Raw genomic sequence first — 19,065 nt, 5'->3', positions numbered from 1 at the left:
TTATAGTTCAAAGATAACAAAATACTATATAGGTTGTTTTTTTATAATATATGTTTTTTTGAAATGAGGATTAAGTGGTTCTTTTGATTCTCAGTCCTGCTAAAGTTACTAACCCTGATGTGCGTTTGCTTATCAGGTTAGTAACTTTAAAACCGATTTTTCCGCGACAAAAAACCTACAGTTCATCGCTATTTTTCGGATAATCGAAAAACACCAGTTCTCCTGTACCTCTGCTAACCATTTTCCAGGAATCAAAAGGAAATGACATTAAAACCATTCCGGCAGTTGGAATATTATAAATCTCTGCATCGCTTAATTCGTTGGCTAAATCTGTAAAACCAGGATTATGCCCAAACATAATTACGGTATTTGCTGCATCATCTAATCCGTTTACAACTTTCAAAAGCGTATTGGTACCCGCCTCGTAAATAGATTCCTCGTATTGAATGGTATCAACCTGATAAGCCTCAGCGAAAAACTTCGCTGTAGATTTTGCCCGCTTTGCGGGGCTGCTCACCATTAAATCAAATTTGAAACCCCTGTTTACCAAACGTTCTGCCATTTCCGGCGCATTCTCTTTGCCACGTTTATTCAGCGGCCGGTCGAAATCCTTCAAATCCACATTTCCCCAGTCCGATTTTCCGTGACGAACCAATAGTAATTGTTTAGCCATTTAGTTTTTCTTTAATTTTATTTACAATCGTTTCAGGATGAATTAAATCCATACAGCTTTCAACACCACACAAGCAGGGTTTGTTTCCATAAATAGAATTTGGACGGGCAGGATGGTCGATTTGAATACAATCACTTTCAGCCTGCCCATAACCTAAGAAACCTGCATAAGGGTGTGTCGGCCCCCAAATTGAAACTACAGGGATGCCAGCCAAAGAAGCCATATGCATGCCTGATGAATCCATACTTAACATGAAGTCGAGATTGGAAATAATAGCAAGCTCTTCGTTCAAATCAAAATTTCCGATTAAATTATGCGTTTTTGGATAGGTTTTCGCCCATTTTTCAGCAGTTACCTGTTCGGTTTTTCCGCCACCAAAAATAAAGAGTTCACAGTCTAACCGGCTTAATGAAGAAATCACTTCCTCCATTTTTTCTAAAGGATAAATTTTATAAATATGTTGTGCAAAAGGGGAGATGCCAATCTTTTTAGTCGCTTTATTTTGAAATAGCACCTCGGCTTTTGCGGGGATACGCTGAGGAGACCTGTTTAGTTGATGACTTAACTTAACATCAAAACCCAATGCGCTGAAAACATCGGCATAACGTTCTACAGTTTGGCGTAAAGGTTTAAATATTTTATTTACAGAACGTGTCAGTGCTTTTTTTTCCGCCCTGCCTTTATCGATACGCCTGATTTCGATTCCGGTTAGCCGAAAGAAAGTTGAAATGGCTCTGCTCCTCAAATTATCATGTAAATCGGCTATTGCAGTCGGTTTGTATTTGCGGAGTTCCTGATAAAGCTTGTATAAGCCATCAATTCCTTTATGAATGGTTTTGGGCTGAATGGCATGAAAAGTCAGGTTTTTAATCCCATCGAAAAATGGTTTAAAAGCACTACGACTTACCATTATGATTTCTACCGATGGATTTTGTGCGGAAAATTCTTTTAAAACAGTTGCCACCATCGCCACATCGCCCATAGCCGAAAAACGTAAAACGATAATCTTTTCTGTTGATGACATGCTTTTGTTTTACCACTAAGACACTAAGGCACCAAGATTTTTCTTTGTATTCTTCATGTCTTTGTGGTTAATTATTTCTACACCTTATTATACAACACCGGGTTTAAACTCGGGTCGTTATACATTTTCATTTGTTTATATACTTTCATGTATTTTTTACCAGCCTCGATATCGGCCAGTAATTCATTAATACTGGTGGATAAATCTTCGCGTTGGGATAACAATACGTTGAGTTTAGTTTGGCATTGTTCACGGTGTTCAGCTGATGCACTTTCGCGCGCTGCCTCTTCCCGCATGTGGTAGATTTTTAAAGCTAAAATAGAAAGCCTGTCTATTGCCCATGCCGGACTTTCAGTATTAATTTTTGCGTCGGGTAAAGCCGAAATACCCTGATAAAGATTTAAAAAATAACCATCAATAAACTCAACCATATCGGTACGAACCTGGTTTTGGGCATCAATGCGCCTTTTCCAGCTTAAACCTTCAACGGGATCGATTTGTGGATTACGAACCACATCTTCCATGTGCCATTGAGCCGTATCAATCCAGTTTTTGATGTACAAAAGATGCTCCAAACTTTCAGCATCGTATGGGTTTTCAACCGGATGATCGATATTATCAAACTTGTGGTAGTCTGCAATTACCTGATCAAATATGCGGTTGGCAATTTCACTTATCATGGGACAAAGATATTAAAAGATTACACAGATTTTTGTTCCTTCGGGATGATTGTACAGGTTTGCGGATTATATTGATTTTTCCTTCGGGTTGATTACACGGATTTTAAGATTACACAGATTTTTTTTCCTTCGGGATGATTGTACAGGTTTGCGGATATATTGATTTTTCCTTTGGGTTGATTACACGGATTTTAAGATTACACAGATTTTTGTTCCTTCGGGATGATTGCGCAGATTTTAAGATTGCGCAGATTCCTGATAAAGATTAAAACTTTTTGTTGAGAATTTGTTTTTCCTAAACGCTAAACGCTAAACGCTAAACGCTAAACGCTAAACGCTAAACCTTTCTTCCTATCAAAATAGTCCTTTATCTCTTCTAAAGAAAATGCATTTAAACATTTATCGGCACTCAAACCGCCTTTTCTGGCAACCAAAATGCCATATCGCATATCATGGAAACCCTCTGTTCTGTGTGCATCAGGATTAATCGAAAGTAAAACTCCTTTTTCCAGGGCATAACGATGCCAGCGCCAATCCAAATCTAAACGGAGCGGATTTGCATTGATTTCAATAACCACATTATTCGCAGCACAGGCATCAATAATTTTTTTATAATCAATCGGATAGCCCGCCCTGCTTAACAACAAGCGCCCGGTTGGATGACCTAAAATTGTCGTATACGGATTTTCGATTGCTTTTAGTAAACGGGTAGTGGCTTTAGCTTCATCCATGCGAAGATTGCTATGAACAGAAGCCACTACAAAATCGAAAGTTTTAAGCACATCATCAGCATAATCCAAAGCGCCATCACTTAGAATATCACTTTCAATTCCTTTGAAAATTTTAAACGGCGCCAATTTTTTATTCAATTCATCAATTTCCTGATGTTGTCCAAAAACACGTTGCTCATTTAATCCCTTGGCATATACAGCGGTTTTGGAATGGTCGCAAATGCCTAAGTACTGCAGGTTTAAAGAGTCTTTGCAATAAACTGCCATTTGTTCAAGCGTATGCACGCCATCGCTCCAGGTAGAGTGGTTGTGTAAACTTCCTTTTAAATTACCGTAAGTTATCAGCGTGGGAAGTTTATTTGCTGCAGCCAGTTCAATTTCATTAAAATCTTCACGAAGTTCTGGTTCGATAAAAGCTAATCCGGCTGTGTTATAAATTTCGTTTTCGCTGGCAAAAGGACCATCACCAGCCATTTTAAGAACTTTTTCAACGTGTTCAGTAGTACCGGTCAGTTTAAACCATTCCAGGAAAAAATCAGCTTTACTGACTATAAAAATTTTAACTCTTAAACCTGCTTCGGTTGTAGTAATAAAGGCATGCTCGCCGGCAATAAGTGAAAGTGGTTCAAATGAATTTAAGTTTATTTTAACTTTTTCCACCTGGTCGGCACCAATAACAAACTCCAGTTCATCAATAATTTCGCAGGCTCGACGGTATTGTCCGGCAAAACCTAGTAATGAATCATTGTCAACTTTTATTAACCATTCAGAAATTTGCGCATATAAGGTATTTGCGAAACCTTCTACTTGAGCGTACAAAAATCGGCCGTTTGCCGCCAGTTTAAACTCAATGGCATTTTTGATTTCTTCCTGCGTTTTTAAACCAAAACCTTTTGCTTCAATTAAGCGGTTTTCGTTACACGCATAATAAAGTTCGCCAATACTTTCTATCCCAAGTGTTCTCCAGATTATCAATATCTTCTTCGGACCGATTCCTTTTATACCAAGCATTTCAACCACACCCTCTGGTGTTTGCTGTATAATGGCATTCAGCTCCTTAAGTTCGCCCGTTTGCAGCAACTCGATAATTTTAGCGGCCAGACTTTTGCCAATGCCCTCAATTTTATCGATTTCATCAACCGGTTTATCCTTTAAAGCAAAAGGCAGTTTATCAACCTTGAAATAGGCATTCGCTATTGATTTGATTTTGAAAGGATTCTCTTCATGCAATTCCATTAACTGCGATAAAAGACGTAAAGTGCGGGCGATGGTTTTATTTTCCATAAGCTGTAAAATTAAAAAATAAAGCGTTAAAACTTCGTCGCGCACTGTTTTTGAAACAGAATTTATTGATGCGTTGTTGTACAGGTATGAAATCTATGAAAATCATTGGCTTAAGTTTATGCATTAGCTTTGCAGCTTGTCAGTCTCCCGAAAATTCAGAACAGAAAACGGATTCGATTGTAAGTGTACAATCAAGAGCAGATAAAATTGTAGATCCCAGGTTTTTAATTGTCCCGGGTCGTTCGGTCGGTGAAATTTCTTTAGGGATGGATATGGCAGCAGTTAGCGTAAAATTAGGTCGGCCGGATGCTGGAGATGCCGCCATGGGTAAAGCCTGGGGTATTTGGTATAGCAATGACTCTACCGTCAGGTCTGGAAATGAGCTTGCAATTTATTCATCTTATCGGGATACGTCTATGCAGGTGAAAGATGTAAAACAAATTCGGATTACCTCTTCTGAATTTAAAACGCAGGATGGATTTACGACGGGCCGTTCTGAATCAGAAGCAAAATTAATATTCCCATTAATGGTACGGATTTCTGCCTACCTAAATGCTCAAAAAGATACCGTAACAGTTTATGACGCCAAAAAAGATGGGATTGGGTTTGAATTTTTAAAAGGGAAAAGCATTGCTTTAACGGTACATCCTGCGAATCGACTGGTTAATGAAACTTATTTAACCTTGCATCCGGAATGGAAACCAATTGAATAAAAGATGGAAAATGTAAGATGGATAATGGTTTGACGCTCTATTCCATCTTACCTCTTCCGTCGACCCTTATTTTATAATCGCTTCAAATGGCATTCTTGCCTGAATCCCTGAACTGGCCATTACTTTTTTCATTTGCTGATACAGGATGTAATTATCGCCTAATTCCTGTTTGGTATAATAGGTTTTAATTTTATCAGTACTTTCTTCCAGTAAGGATTTTAACGGATCAATTACATCAGGATATTCTACAACTCTATATTCTTTGATCTTGGCTTTTTTGGCTGCTGCTTTAATTGCGTCGTTAAAACTTCCGATTCTATCGGCTAAACCAATCTGAACGGCATCTGTTCCTATCCAAACGTGGCCGCCACCAATACTATCGATGTATGCCTTGCTCTTCTTTCTTCCATCAGCCACCCGACTCACAAAACCACTGTAAATTCTGTTTAATTCATTTTGAATTATAAACCGTTCACCCGCTGTCATCGGACGGTTGGTTGCCATTATATCTGCATACTTACCGGTTTTTACACCATCGAATGTAATGCCCAGTTTATTGGTCATCAGGTTTTGGAAATTTGGTATAATGCCAAATACGCCAATGGAACCTGTAATGGTATTGGGTTGAACGAATATACTATCTGCCGCACAACCAATATAATATCCGCCGGAAGCGGCTACATCACCAAATGAAGCGATAACCGGTTTTTCTTTTTTAGCCAATACAATTTCTCTCCAAATCACATCAGATGCTAAAGCACTTCCGCCCGGCGAATTAACACGCAAAACAATTGCTTTAATGTCATCATCTAAACGGGCTTTACGAATGGCTCTTGAAATACGTTCTGAGCCAATTTGATTATCAGAACCTTCGCCACCTGTAATTTCTCCATTGGCATAAATGACAGCAACTTTATCTTTTCCCGAACCTGTTGAACTGTTATTTTTTGCGTAATCATTTATAGAAACTGAACTGATGGCTTGTTTTTTGGTTTTTCCAGATAAAGCTTTCAATTCTTCCAGGATTTCATCCTTATATTTCAAGCCGTCAATCATTTTAAAACCAAGCGCATCTTTCGGCGCCCTGATTTTATAATTATCTGCAATGCTGTAAAGGCTGTCTTTTTGAATGTCTCTCGTTTGCGAAATATCGGTTAAGAAAGTATTGTACAGACCGCCAACATAAGCTGTAACCTGTTTGCGGTTATAATCGCTCATCTTATCTAAAATAAAAGGCTCAACAGCACTTTTGTAATTACCTACACGGATAACCTGCATTTCCACACCAACTTTTTCGAGTGTGCCTTTGAAAAAGGTCAGTTCAGAACTGAAACCTTTAAATTCTAATGCGCCTTCCGGATTTAAATAAACCTTATCTGCTGCTGACGCAATGTAATAAGCGCCCTGCGTGTAAACTTCACTATAGGCCAGTATTTTTTTATGAGATTTTTTGAAGTCGATTAATGCGTTTCTAACCTCGCGCATGGTTGCAAAACCAGCATTAGGACTGCTAACATTAAGATAGATGCATTTTACATTGTCGTCATTTTTTGCCCGCTGAATAGATTTTAAAAGGTCGTTCAAACCAATTCCATCTTTTTCTTCACCACCGACAATCGGCAGGTTACCGAATGGATTTTTAGGCGTACGTTCTGTAATTGCCTGATCCAGGTTTAGATAGAGAACTGAATTGGTGTCTACGCTAACAGTTTTATCATCATCTACCGAAGAAATGGCTGCGGCAATAATGATGAAGCAGATAAAAAACAGGATTACAATTGAAAGGAAAAAGCCCAACATTGATGCAAATAAATACTTAAAAAATTCTCTCATTTAAATGTTTTAATTTTGTGAGGTAAATATATAAAAAATACAAGCGCTTAATATGGCATTAGAGCACACAATTGCTTATTTGTTACTCGGTGGAAACTTAGGAGACCGGGAGAAAAACCTGGAACTTGCGATTCAGCTTTTAAATGAAGAAGCGGGTACTGTTGTTTCAGTTTCATCTGTTTATGAAACCGCTGCGTGGGGAAAAAAAGACCAGCCCGATTTCTTGAATCAAGCCATTGCATTAACGACGGATTTAAATGCCATGCAGCTATTGGATAAGGCTTTGGAAATTGAACAAAAATTAGGCAGGATAAGAAAAGAAAAGTGGGGTGAAAGATTGATCGATATTGATTTAATTCTATACGGCGAAGACGTAATACATATTGAAGGAAAACTTCAGGTTCCTCATCCGCACATGCAAAACAGGAAATTTGTAATGCAGCCCATGGCAGAAATTGCTGCACATGTTAAACATCCTGTTTTCGGAAAATCTATGTCAGAGCTTGCAGAAAATATTGCAGATGATTTGGATGTTAAAAAGTTGTAAGCCTTTTGACTGGATATGGACGATAACAAAACGCATAAACCCTTAGATTTTTCCTATCTTATCGAAATGGTTGGCCACGACCCCGAAACCATGATTGAAGTTTTCGAAACCTTCTTAGAAGAAACGCCGATTTATATGGCAGAACTTGAAAATGCTTTATCAAACAAAGACTGGAGGCGGGTAACAGATTATGCCCACAGGATAAAACCAACTTTAACTTATATAGGGCGTTCTGATGTTAAAGATTTCATCCAGTCTATTGAAGGTAATGTGAAGAAAGCAGCAGATTTAAATTCAACTTTTGAACAAGTTGAAAAGCTTCGGTTGGTTTTAGATGTTGTTTATATTCAGATTCAGGGGGCAATTGCAGAAGTTAAAATAAAGTATAATATTCAACTTAATTAATTCAATGTTACATTTGCCAATCTGAAATGTAATATCGACATGGCAATATAAAGCACCAAAACAAAAGGTATCGCAGCAAACTGAAGAAATGCAATTAAAACAGCTGATATGATCAGGAATAAAAATTTGATTTTATTTTTCGCCCAGCTTAAATCGTTGAATTTTAATGAGAAAATTTTTAGTTCGCTAACCAGTAGAAAACTGGTAATTGCGGTTATCGCAATCAGCAGGATAGAAGAACCGATAACCTGGGGATAATCTTTTGCGATATAAGGTAATGAGCAGATAAAAAGCGTATTCATGGGTGTGTTTAAACCAATAAAGTCGTTGGTTTGCCTTTCATCATTATTAAATTTAGCTAAGCGTAAAGCAGAGAAAATGGTAATGAAAAAACCCAGGTAAGGCATGTATTCTGAAGAATAATCGCTTACTTTCAGCAACTGGAACATAATAACTCCTGGTAAAAAACCAAAACTTACCATATCGGCCAGCGAATCGAGATCTTTTCCGATAGCCGATTTTACATTTAACAAACGGGCAACCATTCCGTCGAAAAAATCAAAAATACCGGAAAGAATTACAAAATAGGCTGCGGTTTCTAAATCGCCTTTGAATGCAAAAACAATTCCAATACAACCGGAAAACAGGTTTGCACAGGTAATTGCATTGGGGAGATGCCTTTTCATATAATTAATGGAAGATGGAAGATGGAGATGGAAGGGATACCTTAACCATTTACCATCTCCCATTTTACCTATTACTAGCTGTTCATTGAAATTAAGAATTCCTCGTTGCTTTTTGTACCTTTTATCTGAGCTTGTACAAATTCCATTGCTTCCTGGCTGTTCATGTCTGCCAGGTGATTGCGTAAAATCCAAACACGTTGCAGGGTATCTCTGTCGTGCAATAAATCATCGCGGCGAGTACTGGATGCCGTAATGTCAATAGCCGGGAAGATACGTTTATTCGATAATTTACGATCTAACTGTAACTCCATGTTACCGGTACCTTTAAACTCTTCGAAAATAACCTCATCCATTTTAGAACCTGTATCCGTTAATGCAGTTGCCAAAATCGTTAATGATCCACCATTTTCAATGTTACGGGCTGCACCAAAGAAGCGTTTTGGTTTGTGCAGGGCATTTGCATCAACACCACCAGATAAAATTTTACCGGATGCCGGAGCAGTTGTATTATAAGCCCTTGCTAAACGGGTGATTGAATCTAAAAGGATAACCACATCGTGCCCGCTTTCTACCAAACGCTTGGATTTTTCCAGAACGATATTGGCAATTTTTACATGGCGTTCAGCCGGCTCATCAAAAGTAGAGGCAATAACCTCTGCTCGTACACTTCGAGCCATATCAGTTACCTCTTCAGGGCGCTCATCAATTAAAAGAATAATCAAATAAACTTCAGGATGATTTTTAGCAATTGCATTGGCCACTTCTTTCAGCAAATTGGTTTTACCTGTTTTTGGCTGTGCAACGATTAAACCACGTTGTCCTTTACCAATTGGTGTGAATAAATCCATAATACGGGTAGAATAATTATTCGTATCCGTAAAAAGATTTAACCTTTCTGTCGGGAAAAGCGGTGTTAAATAATCAAATGGAACACGGTCGCGCACTTCGGCAGGAATTCTGCCATTGATAGTTTCTACGCGAACCAATGGGAAATATTTTTCACCCTCTTTCGGCGGGCGGATGCTACCTTTTACAGTATCACCGGTTTTTAGGCCAAAAAGTTTAATCTGAGACTGAGACACATAGATATCATCAGGCGAAGTTAAGTAGTTATAATCTGCGGAACGCAGGAAACCATAACCATCGGGCATAATTTCTAAAACACCCTCGTTTGTAATAACGTTATCGAAATCTAAATTCGAATAACTATTTTCGTTTTTATGGTGATTGCCACCACCAGGTTGTTTCTGCTGACGGTTATCGTCGCGCTGCGCCTTGTCTTTTTGTTCAGGCCTTTGCTTTTGAGTTGCAGGAATAACCTCAGCACTTTCTTCAATTAAAGCAGAAATTGGTTTACTGCCAATCTCTTCTTGTTCAGAAATTCTATCCGGCTGCCTTTCAGGTTGCTGTTGATGTTGTGGTTCATCAAATAAAGTAACCGAATCTCTTCTTCTTTCGATTGGAGCTGCAGGTTCATCTTTACTTAATCTTGCTCTTTTTTTTGCTGGTTTTTCTGCTGTCGAAGTAGCCGCCGCCGAAGCCGCAACTTTCGGCGCTTTCTCAGCTTTAACTGCTTTTGTTTTTGGAGCTGATGCAACTGCAATTTGCTCGCTTTCGCTATATGGGTCTGCACCCGCTTTAGCGGCATTTATAATTTCCTGTTGGTGTAAAAGCACTTCAACAAGGTCAATTTTTCTAAGGGATTCGGCACCTTCAATGCCATAAGATTTTGCCAGCTCACGTAATTCTGGTGTAAGCTTATCATTTAATTCTGTTTTGCTAAACATTCTAAATATATATGTTTCAAGAAATTTTTCATTTATTTATAACAGATGTTTCCTGCTATAAATCTGCACGGGCTTAAATATCTATTTGCGCAAGCCCTGCGGTTTTTATTGTGTATAAATTCTTAAGGCTATAAAACTAAATGAGCTGATTATTGGATGTACTCAAAATGTTTCATAATTGTTTACAAGCTGAATAAAAACGATAAATCGCTTTCAAAAAATGGTAACAAAAAACAAGTCTTGATAAATTTTTTCTGGGATATTCAGATAAACGGTTGAGAATTATGTTGCAATTGTATGTATTTGAAACGTAATCCGCAAGAAAAAGTTTAAAATGTTTATAAAAATAATTAATGTGAAGATATTTTTATCACTCAAAAAACTTAAAAAACCTCATATTTGCAGCAAATAAGCCACAATATGACTAAGCAACAACTTTTCGGGCAGATACAGAAAAAACGCTCATTTTTATGTGTTGGATTGGATTCTTCTTTAGATAAAATCCCTAAGCATCTGCTAAAATACGAAAATCCGATTCTGGAATTTAATAAACAGTTGATTGATGCCACAAAAGATTTATGTGTAGCCTACAAACCAAATACTGCTTTTTATGAGTGTTACGGTAAAAAAGGATGGGAAACCTTAACCGAAACCTGGAAATACATCCCTCAGGATATTTTTTCAATCGCCGATGCAAAACGGGGCGACATTGGAAATACTTCTGCCATGTATGCAGAAACTTTCTTTAATGAAAAATCTTCTGAAATGAGTTTTGATTCGGTTACGGTTGCGCCTTATATGGGTAGCGATTCAGTTACGCCTTTTCTTAATTTTAAAGATAAATGGGTTATACTATTGGCTCTAACATCAAATTCTGGTCATGCTGATTTTCAGTTGCAGGAAATTGGCGGCGATAAACTTTTCGAAAAAGTATTAAAAACCTCGCAGCAATGGGCAACCGATGAGCAAATGATGTACGTTGTTGGTGCAACTCGTGGCGCTGCATTTGCCGATGTGCGTAAATTGGTTCCGAATCATTTTCTTTTAGTGCCTGGAGTTGGTGCACAAGGCGGCGATTTACAGGAGGTTTGTAAATACGGTTTAAATTCGCAATGCGGATTATTAATCAATTCATCACGCGGAATTATTTATGCGGGTAGTGGCGAAGATTTCGCTGAAAAGGCCAGGGAAGAGGCCTTGAAATTGCAAAAAGAGATGGAGCAGATTCTGGTTAATGCTAAACTGTTATGATTTTATTTTACCACAAAGGCACCAAGAACACAAAGAAATAATTTTTGTGATTTTTAGTTTTTGTGTTAATTAAATCCGGCGATAATTTTATTTTACCACAAAGGCGCCAGGTACATAAAGAAATAATTTTTGTGACTTTTAGTTTTTGTGTTAATTAAATCCGGCGATGATTTTATTTTACCACAAGGAACAAAGAAATAATTTTTTGCCTTTGGGTCTTTGTGGTTAATCTTCTTTTCTTTGTGGTTAATTGCCCGGTTATGAAAACTAAAATAGATTTAAAACTTATACTTGCTTTAACAGGCGTTGCCTTGATTTGGGGTACAACTTACCTGGGCATCAGGGTTGCAGTCGAAAGCATTCCGGCCTGGTACGTAACGGCTATTCGTCAAACGATTGCCTCGCTAATTATTCTTATCATTCTGATAAAACAAAAAGAATTGAAATGGATTGGCTGGTCGGGTTTCAAAAGACAAATCTTGCTTTCTATGTTGATGGTGGTTATTGCAAATGGTATGACAACCGTTGCCGAAAAAACTATACCGAGTGGTTTAACCTCCCTGATAAATGCAACCTCGCCATTACTGGTTTTTTTAGGTTGTGTGTTTCTGGGTATTCAAAAACCAAGTTTAAAAGGCTTCATTGGCGTATTTATAGGCTTCCTGGGAATTGTTTTTATTTTCAGAGACGGCATTAGTGATTTATTAGAACCAGGTTACCGAAATGGGATACTATCATTAGTAATTGCCGTTTCCGGCTGGACAATCGGAACGATTTATTCCAAAAAACACAGCGGAAAACCACAGTATATATTCTTAAATCTTTTCTATCAATTTATATTCTCCGCAATTGTTCAATTTGGCTTAGCCTTAATTTTTTCGGGCAAGGCTGATGTCGGTTCATGGAAAACCGGAAGTATTTTTGCGGCAGTTTACCTGGCAATATTTGGCTCAGTTTTAGGTTATTTCTGCTACCATTATGCACTGAAGAAAGTTTCTGCATCAGAAGTTTCTATCCTTACCTATTTTAATACAGTTATTGCAATATTCTTGGGTTGGTTAATCCTTAACGAACATGTCGACCTGGATTTAATCGTTGCAACGATTTTGATAATTGCAGGCGTTTTTATAACGAATTACAAAAAGAAAACTGAAGTGAAAGTGGTTTAAAATGATTATGTTTATTCAATTAAAATTTGTTTATGAATAACCAATTTTCAATATAGATTTCGAGTCAATTGTTGCTTATGTAATGCAACTATCAGAATTTGAAAAAGATAAACTTTTGGCAGCTTTACTTGAAAATCAATTGCCAACTGTAAACGAAGAGGTTTCAGTATGTTCGCAAGCCTCAACAAAAAACAAAGAATTTGAAAAGAAGTGGAATAAAAGTTTAACTTCAGCGCAATTCAAAAATACTGCCATTCAACACCTTGATAGTTTACCTTGGAAGTAGTCGTAAATTTCCATCCCTCGGTTTTAAAATATTTTAATGAATTAATTGATAAACTATTCTATTATAGTTATTTTTTGTAGATAGAAAGCGCTATAGAATACGTAGCTAAATTAATTTCACTGGCAGAAAATCAAATTCATAAAAAGATACATCAGAAAACTCCCATCAATTTCATTATTCGGTGATTACTTTGCAAGTTTTAATATAAATCAAAGAACTACATGGTATTTTGTTTTTGAAAAGTTTGATAATCGCTATCTTATCACTTAGGTTTTTAATAATTATACCAAAGAAGCTGAAAATTTATTCTAAAACTTTTAAGAATATTTCATTATCTTTAATAATGAATTTTCCGGAAGATTTTCTACATTATGTTTGGCAATTCAGGTCGTTCGATAATAATGACCTGACAACTGCTGATGGAGAAAACCTGAAAATCCTGCATCAGGGTTTTCTCAATAAAAATGCCGGTCCTGATTTTAATAATGCGAAGGTGCAGTTAGGCGAAACAGTTTGGGCGGGGAATATAGAAATCCACATTAAATCTTCTGATTGGTTAAAGCATAATCACCAAAGTAACGCGAGTTATGAAAACGTAATTCTCCATGTGGTTTATGAAAATGATGTTGAGATTAAAAGAATTGATGGTTCTGTTTTGCCTGTTCTGGAACTAAAAAACCGTATTGCTGATGCGTTAATTGAGAAATATGAAAACCTGTTTCTGACCCTTACAGACTTTCCGTGCATTGCCCAAATTCGGCATGTCGATAAATTAATAGTCGATTCATTTTTATCCCGCACATTGGTTGAACGGTTTGAGCAAAAAACCCAGGCTGTGATGGAAACGTTAAATGAGTTAAATGGAAACTGGGATGAAACTTTTTACCGTTTCATAGCCCGTAATTTTGGTTTTAAAGTTAACGCATTGCCATTCGAGCTTTTTGCCAAAGCCCTTCCCCAACAAATTTATAGTAAGCACAAAAATAATCAGCTGCAAATTGAGGCATTGGTTTTTGGTTCAGCAGGTTTTTTAAACAACAAATTTGATGGAGAATATCCGATAAAGCTTCAACAGGAATTCCGGTTTTTACAGAAAAAATACAACATCAAACCCATTGAAGTGTCCATCTGGAAATTTATGCGGATGCGGCCACAGAATTTCCCGACTTTGCGTTTGGCACAGTTTGCAGCGTTGATTGTGAAATCAAATCATTTATTCTCAAAGGTAATGGAGGTACGGGAAGTTGCCGGATTGCGCCGGTTATTTGACGACCTGCCCGTAAACGATTACTGGAAAACACATTATCATTTCAAAAGCGAAGCAGTAAGTGTAAGCACCCAAATTGGTAAAACATCTGTCGATAATATTTTATTAAATACAGTTGCTTTATTTTTATTCGCTTACGGTAAACATACCGGAACACAATTTTACATCAGCAGGGCGATAAAATTATTGGAAAGCTTGCCTGCAGAGGAAAATGCAATTATTGAAAGATTTGATTCAGCAAATGTGAAAATAGATAACGCTTTTGCATCACAAGGTATTTTACAATTAAAAAAACAATATTGCGATCAGAAAAAATGCCTTTCTTGCGGTATTGGGATTAAAATTTTAAAGCAAGCCTGAATCCTTTAATTTAATGAAACTTTCTACCTTTAAATCCGTTTATTCATTATGAAATTCCCGCAAGAGCTCAAAGAAATTTATCCCGATAAAATTATAGAAGTAAGAGGCAATGCTGATGCTTTGACTGTAATTTTGAACGCAGGTGTTGATATAGAAAAGTTCAAAAATGAACTTAAGAAAAAGTATTCCGGTTTAGAAGAACAGCAGATTTTGTTTATTAAACATGAAAATAAACAAGATTTTGAGAAGTTGATTTTAGGGTAATCTGTTTTTTATCGGTTTTTAATCAAATATTATTGTTAAATTAGTTTTGGAAACGACTAATTATCTTTCTTTAATTTATTAAGATTCAAATAATTAAATAACTTAAAATGTTCCAAAGAATTATAACATATTTTGAACAGCAGAGTTTCGGGGTTTCTACCTACTTGGCGAACAAGCTTAATATGAGCACGGCTAAAGTTCGTTTGTTTTTTATTTACTCTTCGTTTCTGGCTGTAGGTTTTCCCATATTATTTTATTTTCTGGCCGCCGTTGTGCTCGATATCAGAACCTATATGAAAAAAATGCGGTTAAGGATTTGGGAATAATTGAGTTGCCAGTTAGCTGTTTTTACCGTTTTTTAAACTGAAAACTTAATATTGAAAACTGATTAGTCATCATCCCTCAAAATCTCTGCAATCTCATGGTAACCTTTCTCCGCTGCTAAATCGGCCGGAAGTTTTCCGCCTTCCATGCGCAAACTGACTTCTGCGCCGTGTTCTAAAAGTAAAATAATTAACTCAATATTTCCTAATTGTGCTGCGGTATGTAAAGGCGCTAAACCGGCTTTTTGGCAAACATTTGGGTATGCACCGGCATCCAGCAGCATTTTGGTAATGTTAATGTTATTGGCTGCAACAGCGGAATGTATCGGGAAAACATTAAATCCGTTTTTTGATGCCAAATTTACGTCAGCGCCTTTTAACACCAAAAATCTGGCTAAATCTTCATGACCAAAATAACACGCTAGGCCCAATGGTGTAAAACCATCTTCAGAAAACTCGTTAACGCTATCCGGATTTTGAAAAATGAGTAAAGTTGCAGCATCAAATTTGCCAACAGCACAGGCTTCAAACAAAGTCAGGTTATCCGTAAACTCAGCAATTAAATCGGCAATTTCCTGCTTTTTGTAATAGCAAGCTAATAATAAAGGTGAGATATGATGTGAGGTATCAATATTTGCTAATTTGGGATTTTGTATTAAAATTTCTTTTACGGCCTGTAAATTCCCTGCTTCTATTTGTTCTTCGAGCTGCGCTATGTTCATATAATGAATTTTGTTTCAAATAACCGATTTAAATTAACAAAAAATTAATAAAGTGCAGAAATTTTTGCTAAAATATATATACATACCTTCCGGTTTTCAAAAAATATAAAGTTTATAAAAAAATCCCGTTTTACCTCTCCAGGCAAAACGGGATAAACCTAAAACAAAATCCGCTTCATTCGAAAACGTAACAAATGTGCATTGTTGAAATAATAGACTAAATTTTTTGCTTGAGGTTTAATTACGCTTAATAATTTTATTTAATTTAAGGCTGATTTAAAACACAGCAGAAACAATTAAATATTTTAATTTCCGCTACCTTATATATTTTTTCAGGTAGAGGAGGGAATGATAAAATTGTTTGCTATAGCAGCAATCGTGAATAGATTATTTTTTTTTCATAAGGCTTTCATGAATGCTGCGCAGTTTTATCTAAGTTTGTTCAATATTAAAACATTACGATAGAAAATGGCGGTCAGGGGAAACCAGTTTAAAACCAACACATTCAGAGATAAAGGTGCTGAAAATGCGCCGGGCAGAGCGTCTTCAAGTCGCCAGCCTAAAGAAAAGAGAGAATATCTGCCGAGTTTCGACTTGCAGGATGGGCGTGCTGTAAAAATTGCAGGTTTGTTTTTTGTTATACTTTCACTTTATTTTTTAATCGCGTTTACATCGTATTTATTTACCTGGCAGGATGACCAGAGTTATGTAATTGATGCTAACGGCGGCTGGAGTAATTTATTTAAAACGGCCGAAGAACTTAAAGATTCGGGCGTAGTTATTCCTGTGGTACAAAACTGGTTAGGTAAATTCGGCGCCTTATTGTCGCATCAATTTATTTACGAGTGGTTTGGTATTGCGTCATTTTTATTCGTTTTAGCTTTCTTTATTATTGGATACAGGTTGTTATTTAAAGTTAAAATCCTATCTATTTCTAAAACATTAGGTTATAGCTTTTTCTTTTTACTGTTTATATCGTTGACATTAGGTTTTGCGCATAGTTTTTGGTCGGAGGCGCCGCATTATGTTGAAGGAGAATTTGGTTATTGGAGTAATAAATTACTCGCTGCGCAAATTGGTGCTGCCGGTGTTGCAGGATTAATCGCTTTCGCCGGATTAACAATTTTAATTATCGCTTATAATATCGATTTCAAACTTCCGGAACGTAAAAAGAAAGAAGTTTATCTGGACAACGAAACACCTGATTATGTAAACGAGGTACGCGAGAAATTTGCTCAAAACAGTGCAGCTGAAGAACCATCTGAGCCGATTGAATTTCCTATACGTGAAAAGCCACCGTTGAATAACGACCGCCGACCACAAAATGTTGTTATACAGCCAAGTCGTTATGAAGGAAAAGAAGCAGAAGAAGAGGTGATAGCGCCGGTGGTTTTATCACCGTTGGCTACGAATTTACCATTAACTACTGCAGCAGCAATGCCTTTAACAGTTGAGTCGACCGTTGAAGAAGAAAAAGAGCCGGTTTTTACCATCGAGAAAACCGAAGAAGATAAAAAATCGGACGATTTGGTTGAGCAATTCGGCAATTATGATGAGAAGCTGGATTTATCGGGCTACAAATATCCAACAGTTGATTTATTAGAGAATTACGGCACTAATAAAATTTCTGTTAATGCAGAAGAATTAGAAGCGAACAAAAACAAAATTGTAGAAACGCTTAATCATTATAATATAGAAATTGATAAAATTAAGGCTACGATTGGTCCAACGGTAACGCTATACGAGATTATTCCTGCACCGGGCGTAAGGATTTCTAAAATCAAAAACCTGGAAGATGATATTGCCCTTTCACTGGCCGCTTTAGGTATTCGTATTATTGCGCCTATGCCCGGAAAAGGTACAATTGGTATCGAGGTTCCAAATCAACACCCGGAAATGGTGCCCATGCGCAGTATTTTAAATACCGAAAAATGGACATCCAATACCATGGATTTACCGATCGCCTTAGGTAAAACCATCAGCAACGAGGTTTTTATTGCCGATTTAGCTAAAATGCCCCACTTGTTGGTTGCCGGTGCAACGGGTCAGGGTAAATCGGTTGGTATTAATTCTATTCTTGTTTCCTTGTTGTTTAAAAAACATCCGGCTCAATTGAAATTTGTACTGGTTGATCCGAAAAAGGTAGAATTGACTTTATTTAATAGAATTGAGCGTCATTTTCTGGCAAAGCTTCCCGGAGAGGCCGATGCAATTATTACGGATACCAAGAAGGTTGTAAATACGCTGAATTCTTTATGTATTGAAATGGACCAGCGTTACGATTTATTGAAAGATGCCCAGGTTAGAAATTTAAAGGAGTATAACGATAAATTCATTAAGCGTAAGCTTAATCCAAATAACGGACATCGGTTTTTACCTTTCATTGTGCTGGTTGTAGATGAGTTTGCTGATTTAATGATGACAGCAGGTAAAGAAGTAGAAGCGCCGATTGCCCGTTTAGCACAGCTGGCCCGCGCCATTGGAATCCATTTGGTTCTGGCCACACAGCGGCCTTCAGTAAATATTATTACAGGTACCATTAAAGCCAATTTCCCGGCCAGACTGGCGTTTCGGGTATTGTCAAAAATCGATTCACGTACCATTTTGGATAGCGGGGGTGCCGATCAGTTGATTGGGCGCGGAGACATGCTTTTATCTACGGGGAGCGACTTAATCAGGCTACAGTGTGCTTTCGTTGATACACCGGAGGTGGATAGGATTTCTGAATTTATCGGTAACCAACGTGGTTACGCAGACGCATATCAGCTGCCTGAATATATTGATGAAGCAGGAGAGGGTAGCAAAGCAGATTTCGATCCTAATGAGCGTGATAAGTTTTTTGAAGATGCTGCAAGGCTGATTGTCTTGCACCAACAGGGCTCTACCTCACTTATTCAGCGTAAATTGAAGTTGGGTTATAACCGCGCAGGTAGAATTATCGATCAATTGGAAGCTGCAGGTATCGTTGGTCCGTTTGAGGGCAGTAAAGCCCGGGAAGTTTTATATCCCGACGAATATTCTTTGGAACAATTCTTGAATAGCATGGACGATAAGAGTTAG

18 protein-coding genes are annotated in these 19,065 nt (G+C 37.3%); 10 read left to right on the top strand and 8 right to left on the bottom strand.

Annotation, left to right across the window (positions count from 1 at the left end):
- Positions 1 to 175: 175 nt before the first annotated feature.
- The 4 genes from O0931_RS07930 to O0931_RS07915 form a co-directional block, all read right to left on the bottom strand.
- Positions 176 to 673, bottom strand: a complete 498-nt coding sequence (locus tag O0931_RS07930) for a SixA phosphatase family protein (protein WP_269415029.1) — start codon at positions 671 to 673, stop codon at positions 176 to 178.
- Positions 666 to 1,697 carry a glycosyltransferase family 9 protein gene (locus O0931_RS07925; RefSeq protein WP_269415028.1) on the bottom strand — a complete coding sequence of 344 codons (1,032 nt, stop codon included), beginning with the start codon at positions 1,695 to 1,697 and terminating at the stop codon, positions 666 to 668. The genes O0931_RS07930 and O0931_RS07925 overlap by 8 nt, the downstream gene beginning before the upstream one ends.
- Before the next feature lie 77 nt (positions 1,698 to 1,774).
- Positions 1,775 to 2,377, bottom strand: coding sequence for a DUF4254 domain-containing protein (locus O0931_RS07920; RefSeq protein ID WP_269415027.1), 603 nt, complete (start codon positions 2,375 to 2,377; stop codon positions 1,775 to 1,777).
- A gap of 323 nt (positions 2,378 to 2,700) precedes the next feature.
- Positions 2,701 to 4,392, bottom strand: coding sequence for a DNA polymerase/3'-5' exonuclease PolX (locus tag O0931_RS07915; protein WP_269415026.1), 1,692 nt, complete (start codon positions 4,390 to 4,392; stop codon positions 2,701 to 2,703).
- A 95-nt stretch (positions 4,393 to 4,487) separates the two neighbouring features.
- Here O0931_RS07915 and O0931_RS07910 point away from each other — a divergent pair, with 95 nt between their 5' ends.
- Positions 4,488 to 5,105, top strand: a complete 618-nt coding sequence (locus O0931_RS07910) for a hypothetical protein (protein WP_269415025.1) — start codon at positions 4,488 to 4,490, stop codon at positions 5,103 to 5,105.
- 66 nt (positions 5,106 to 5,171) lie between these two features.
- Here O0931_RS07910 and sppA read toward each other — a convergent pair whose 3' ends face one another.
- Entirely contained in the window at positions 5,172 to 6,938 is a 1,767-nt protein-coding gene (gene sppA, locus O0931_RS07905) for a signal peptide peptidase SppA (RefSeq protein ID WP_269415024.1), read from the bottom strand.
- Positions 6,939 to 6,990: 52 nt separating this feature from the next.
- Between sppA and folK the strand changes: the two genes are divergently transcribed.
- Together folK and O0931_RS07895 are read left to right on the top strand one after the other, a co-directional pair.
- Entirely contained in the window at positions 6,991 to 7,485 is a 495-nt protein-coding gene (gene folK / locus O0931_RS07900; RefSeq protein WP_269415023.1) for a 2-amino-4-hydroxy-6-hydroxymethyldihydropteridine diphosphokinase, read from the top strand.
- A 15-nt stretch (positions 7,486 to 7,500) separates the two neighbouring features.
- Entirely contained in the window at positions 7,501 to 7,890 is a 390-nt protein-coding gene (locus tag O0931_RS07895) for an Hpt domain-containing protein (RefSeq protein ID WP_269415022.1), read from the top strand.
- Here the strand turns inward: O0931_RS07895 and pssA are convergent.
- The gene (gene pssA, locus O0931_RS07890; protein ID WP_269415021.1) at positions 7,887 to 8,576 is read right to left on the bottom strand and encodes a CDP-diacylglycerol--serine O-phosphatidyltransferase; all 690 of its coding nucleotides are present in this window, start codon (positions 8,574 to 8,576) and stop codon (positions 7,887 to 7,889) included. The genes O0931_RS07895 and pssA overlap by 4 nt on opposite strands.
- A gap of 74 nt (positions 8,577 to 8,650) precedes the next feature.
- The gene (gene rho / locus O0931_RS07885; protein ID WP_269415020.1) at positions 8,651 to 10,363 is read right to left on the bottom strand and encodes a transcription termination factor Rho; all 1,713 of its coding nucleotides are present in this window, start codon (positions 10,361 to 10,363) and stop codon (positions 8,651 to 8,653) included.
- Positions 10,364 to 10,783: 420 nt separating this feature from the next.
- Between rho and pyrF the strand changes: the two genes are divergently transcribed.
- The 6 genes from pyrF to O0931_RS07855 all read left to right on the top strand — a co-directional run bounded on the left by pyrF (position 10,784) and on the right by O0931_RS07855 (position 15,286).
- On the top strand, positions 10,784 to 11,614 hold the full coding sequence (pyrF, locus tag O0931_RS07880; RefSeq protein WP_269415019.1) for an orotidine-5'-phosphate decarboxylase: 831 nt from the start codon (positions 10,784 to 10,786) through the stop codon (positions 11,612 to 11,614).
- A gap of 260 nt (positions 11,615 to 11,874) precedes the next feature.
- Positions 11,875 to 12,783 carry a DMT family transporter gene (locus O0931_RS07875; protein WP_269415018.1) on the top strand — a complete coding sequence of 303 codons (909 nt, stop codon included), beginning with the start codon at positions 11,875 to 11,877 and terminating at the stop codon, positions 12,781 to 12,783.
- Between the two features lie 82 nt (positions 12,784 to 12,865).
- On the top strand, positions 12,866 to 13,069 hold the full coding sequence (locus O0931_RS07870; protein ID WP_269415017.1) for a hypothetical protein: 204 nt from the start codon (positions 12,866 to 12,868) through the stop codon (positions 13,067 to 13,069).
- Between the two features lie 343 nt (positions 13,070 to 13,412).
- Positions 13,413 to 14,696: a DUF2851 family protein gene (locus O0931_RS07865; RefSeq protein WP_269415016.1), complete on the top strand. Its 1,284-nt coding sequence runs from the start codon at positions 13,413 to 13,415 to the stop codon at positions 14,694 to 14,696.
- A 48-nt stretch (positions 14,697 to 14,744) separates the two neighbouring features.
- Complete coding sequence (locus O0931_RS07860) at positions 14,745 to 14,960, top strand: hypothetical protein (RefSeq protein WP_269415015.1); 216 nt, start codon at positions 14,745 to 14,747, stop codon at positions 14,958 to 14,960.
- 107 nt (positions 14,961 to 15,067) lie between these two features.
- On the top strand, positions 15,068 to 15,286 hold the full coding sequence (locus O0931_RS07855) for a PspC domain-containing protein (protein WP_010601800.1): 219 nt from the start codon (positions 15,068 to 15,070) through the stop codon (positions 15,284 to 15,286).
- A gap of 62 nt (positions 15,287 to 15,348) precedes the next feature.
- On the opposite strand, the gene O0931_RS07850 is transcribed toward O0931_RS07855, so the two are convergent.
- Positions 15,349 to 16,005 (bottom strand): ankyrin repeat domain-containing protein, encoded by a 657-nt coding sequence (locus O0931_RS07850; RefSeq protein WP_269415014.1) that lies wholly within the window; start codon positions 16,003 to 16,005, stop codon positions 15,349 to 15,351.
- A gap of 468 nt (positions 16,006 to 16,473) precedes the next feature.
- On the opposite strand from O0931_RS07850, the gene O0931_RS07845 reads away from it, so the two are divergent.
- Positions 16,474 to 19,065, top strand: coding sequence for an FtsK/SpoIIIE family DNA translocase (locus tag O0931_RS07845; protein WP_269415013.1), 2,592 nt, complete (start codon positions 16,474 to 16,476; stop codon positions 19,063 to 19,065).

Source organism: Pedobacter rhodius, from assembly GCF_027213645.1.
In the GTDB taxonomy this organism is placed as follows: domain Bacteria; phylum Bacteroidota; class Bacteroidia; order Sphingobacteriales; family Sphingobacteriaceae; genus Pedobacter; species Pedobacter rhodius.
Note: the sequence above shows the minus strand (reverse complement) of the source record. Positions and strands in the feature narration are given on the sequence as shown.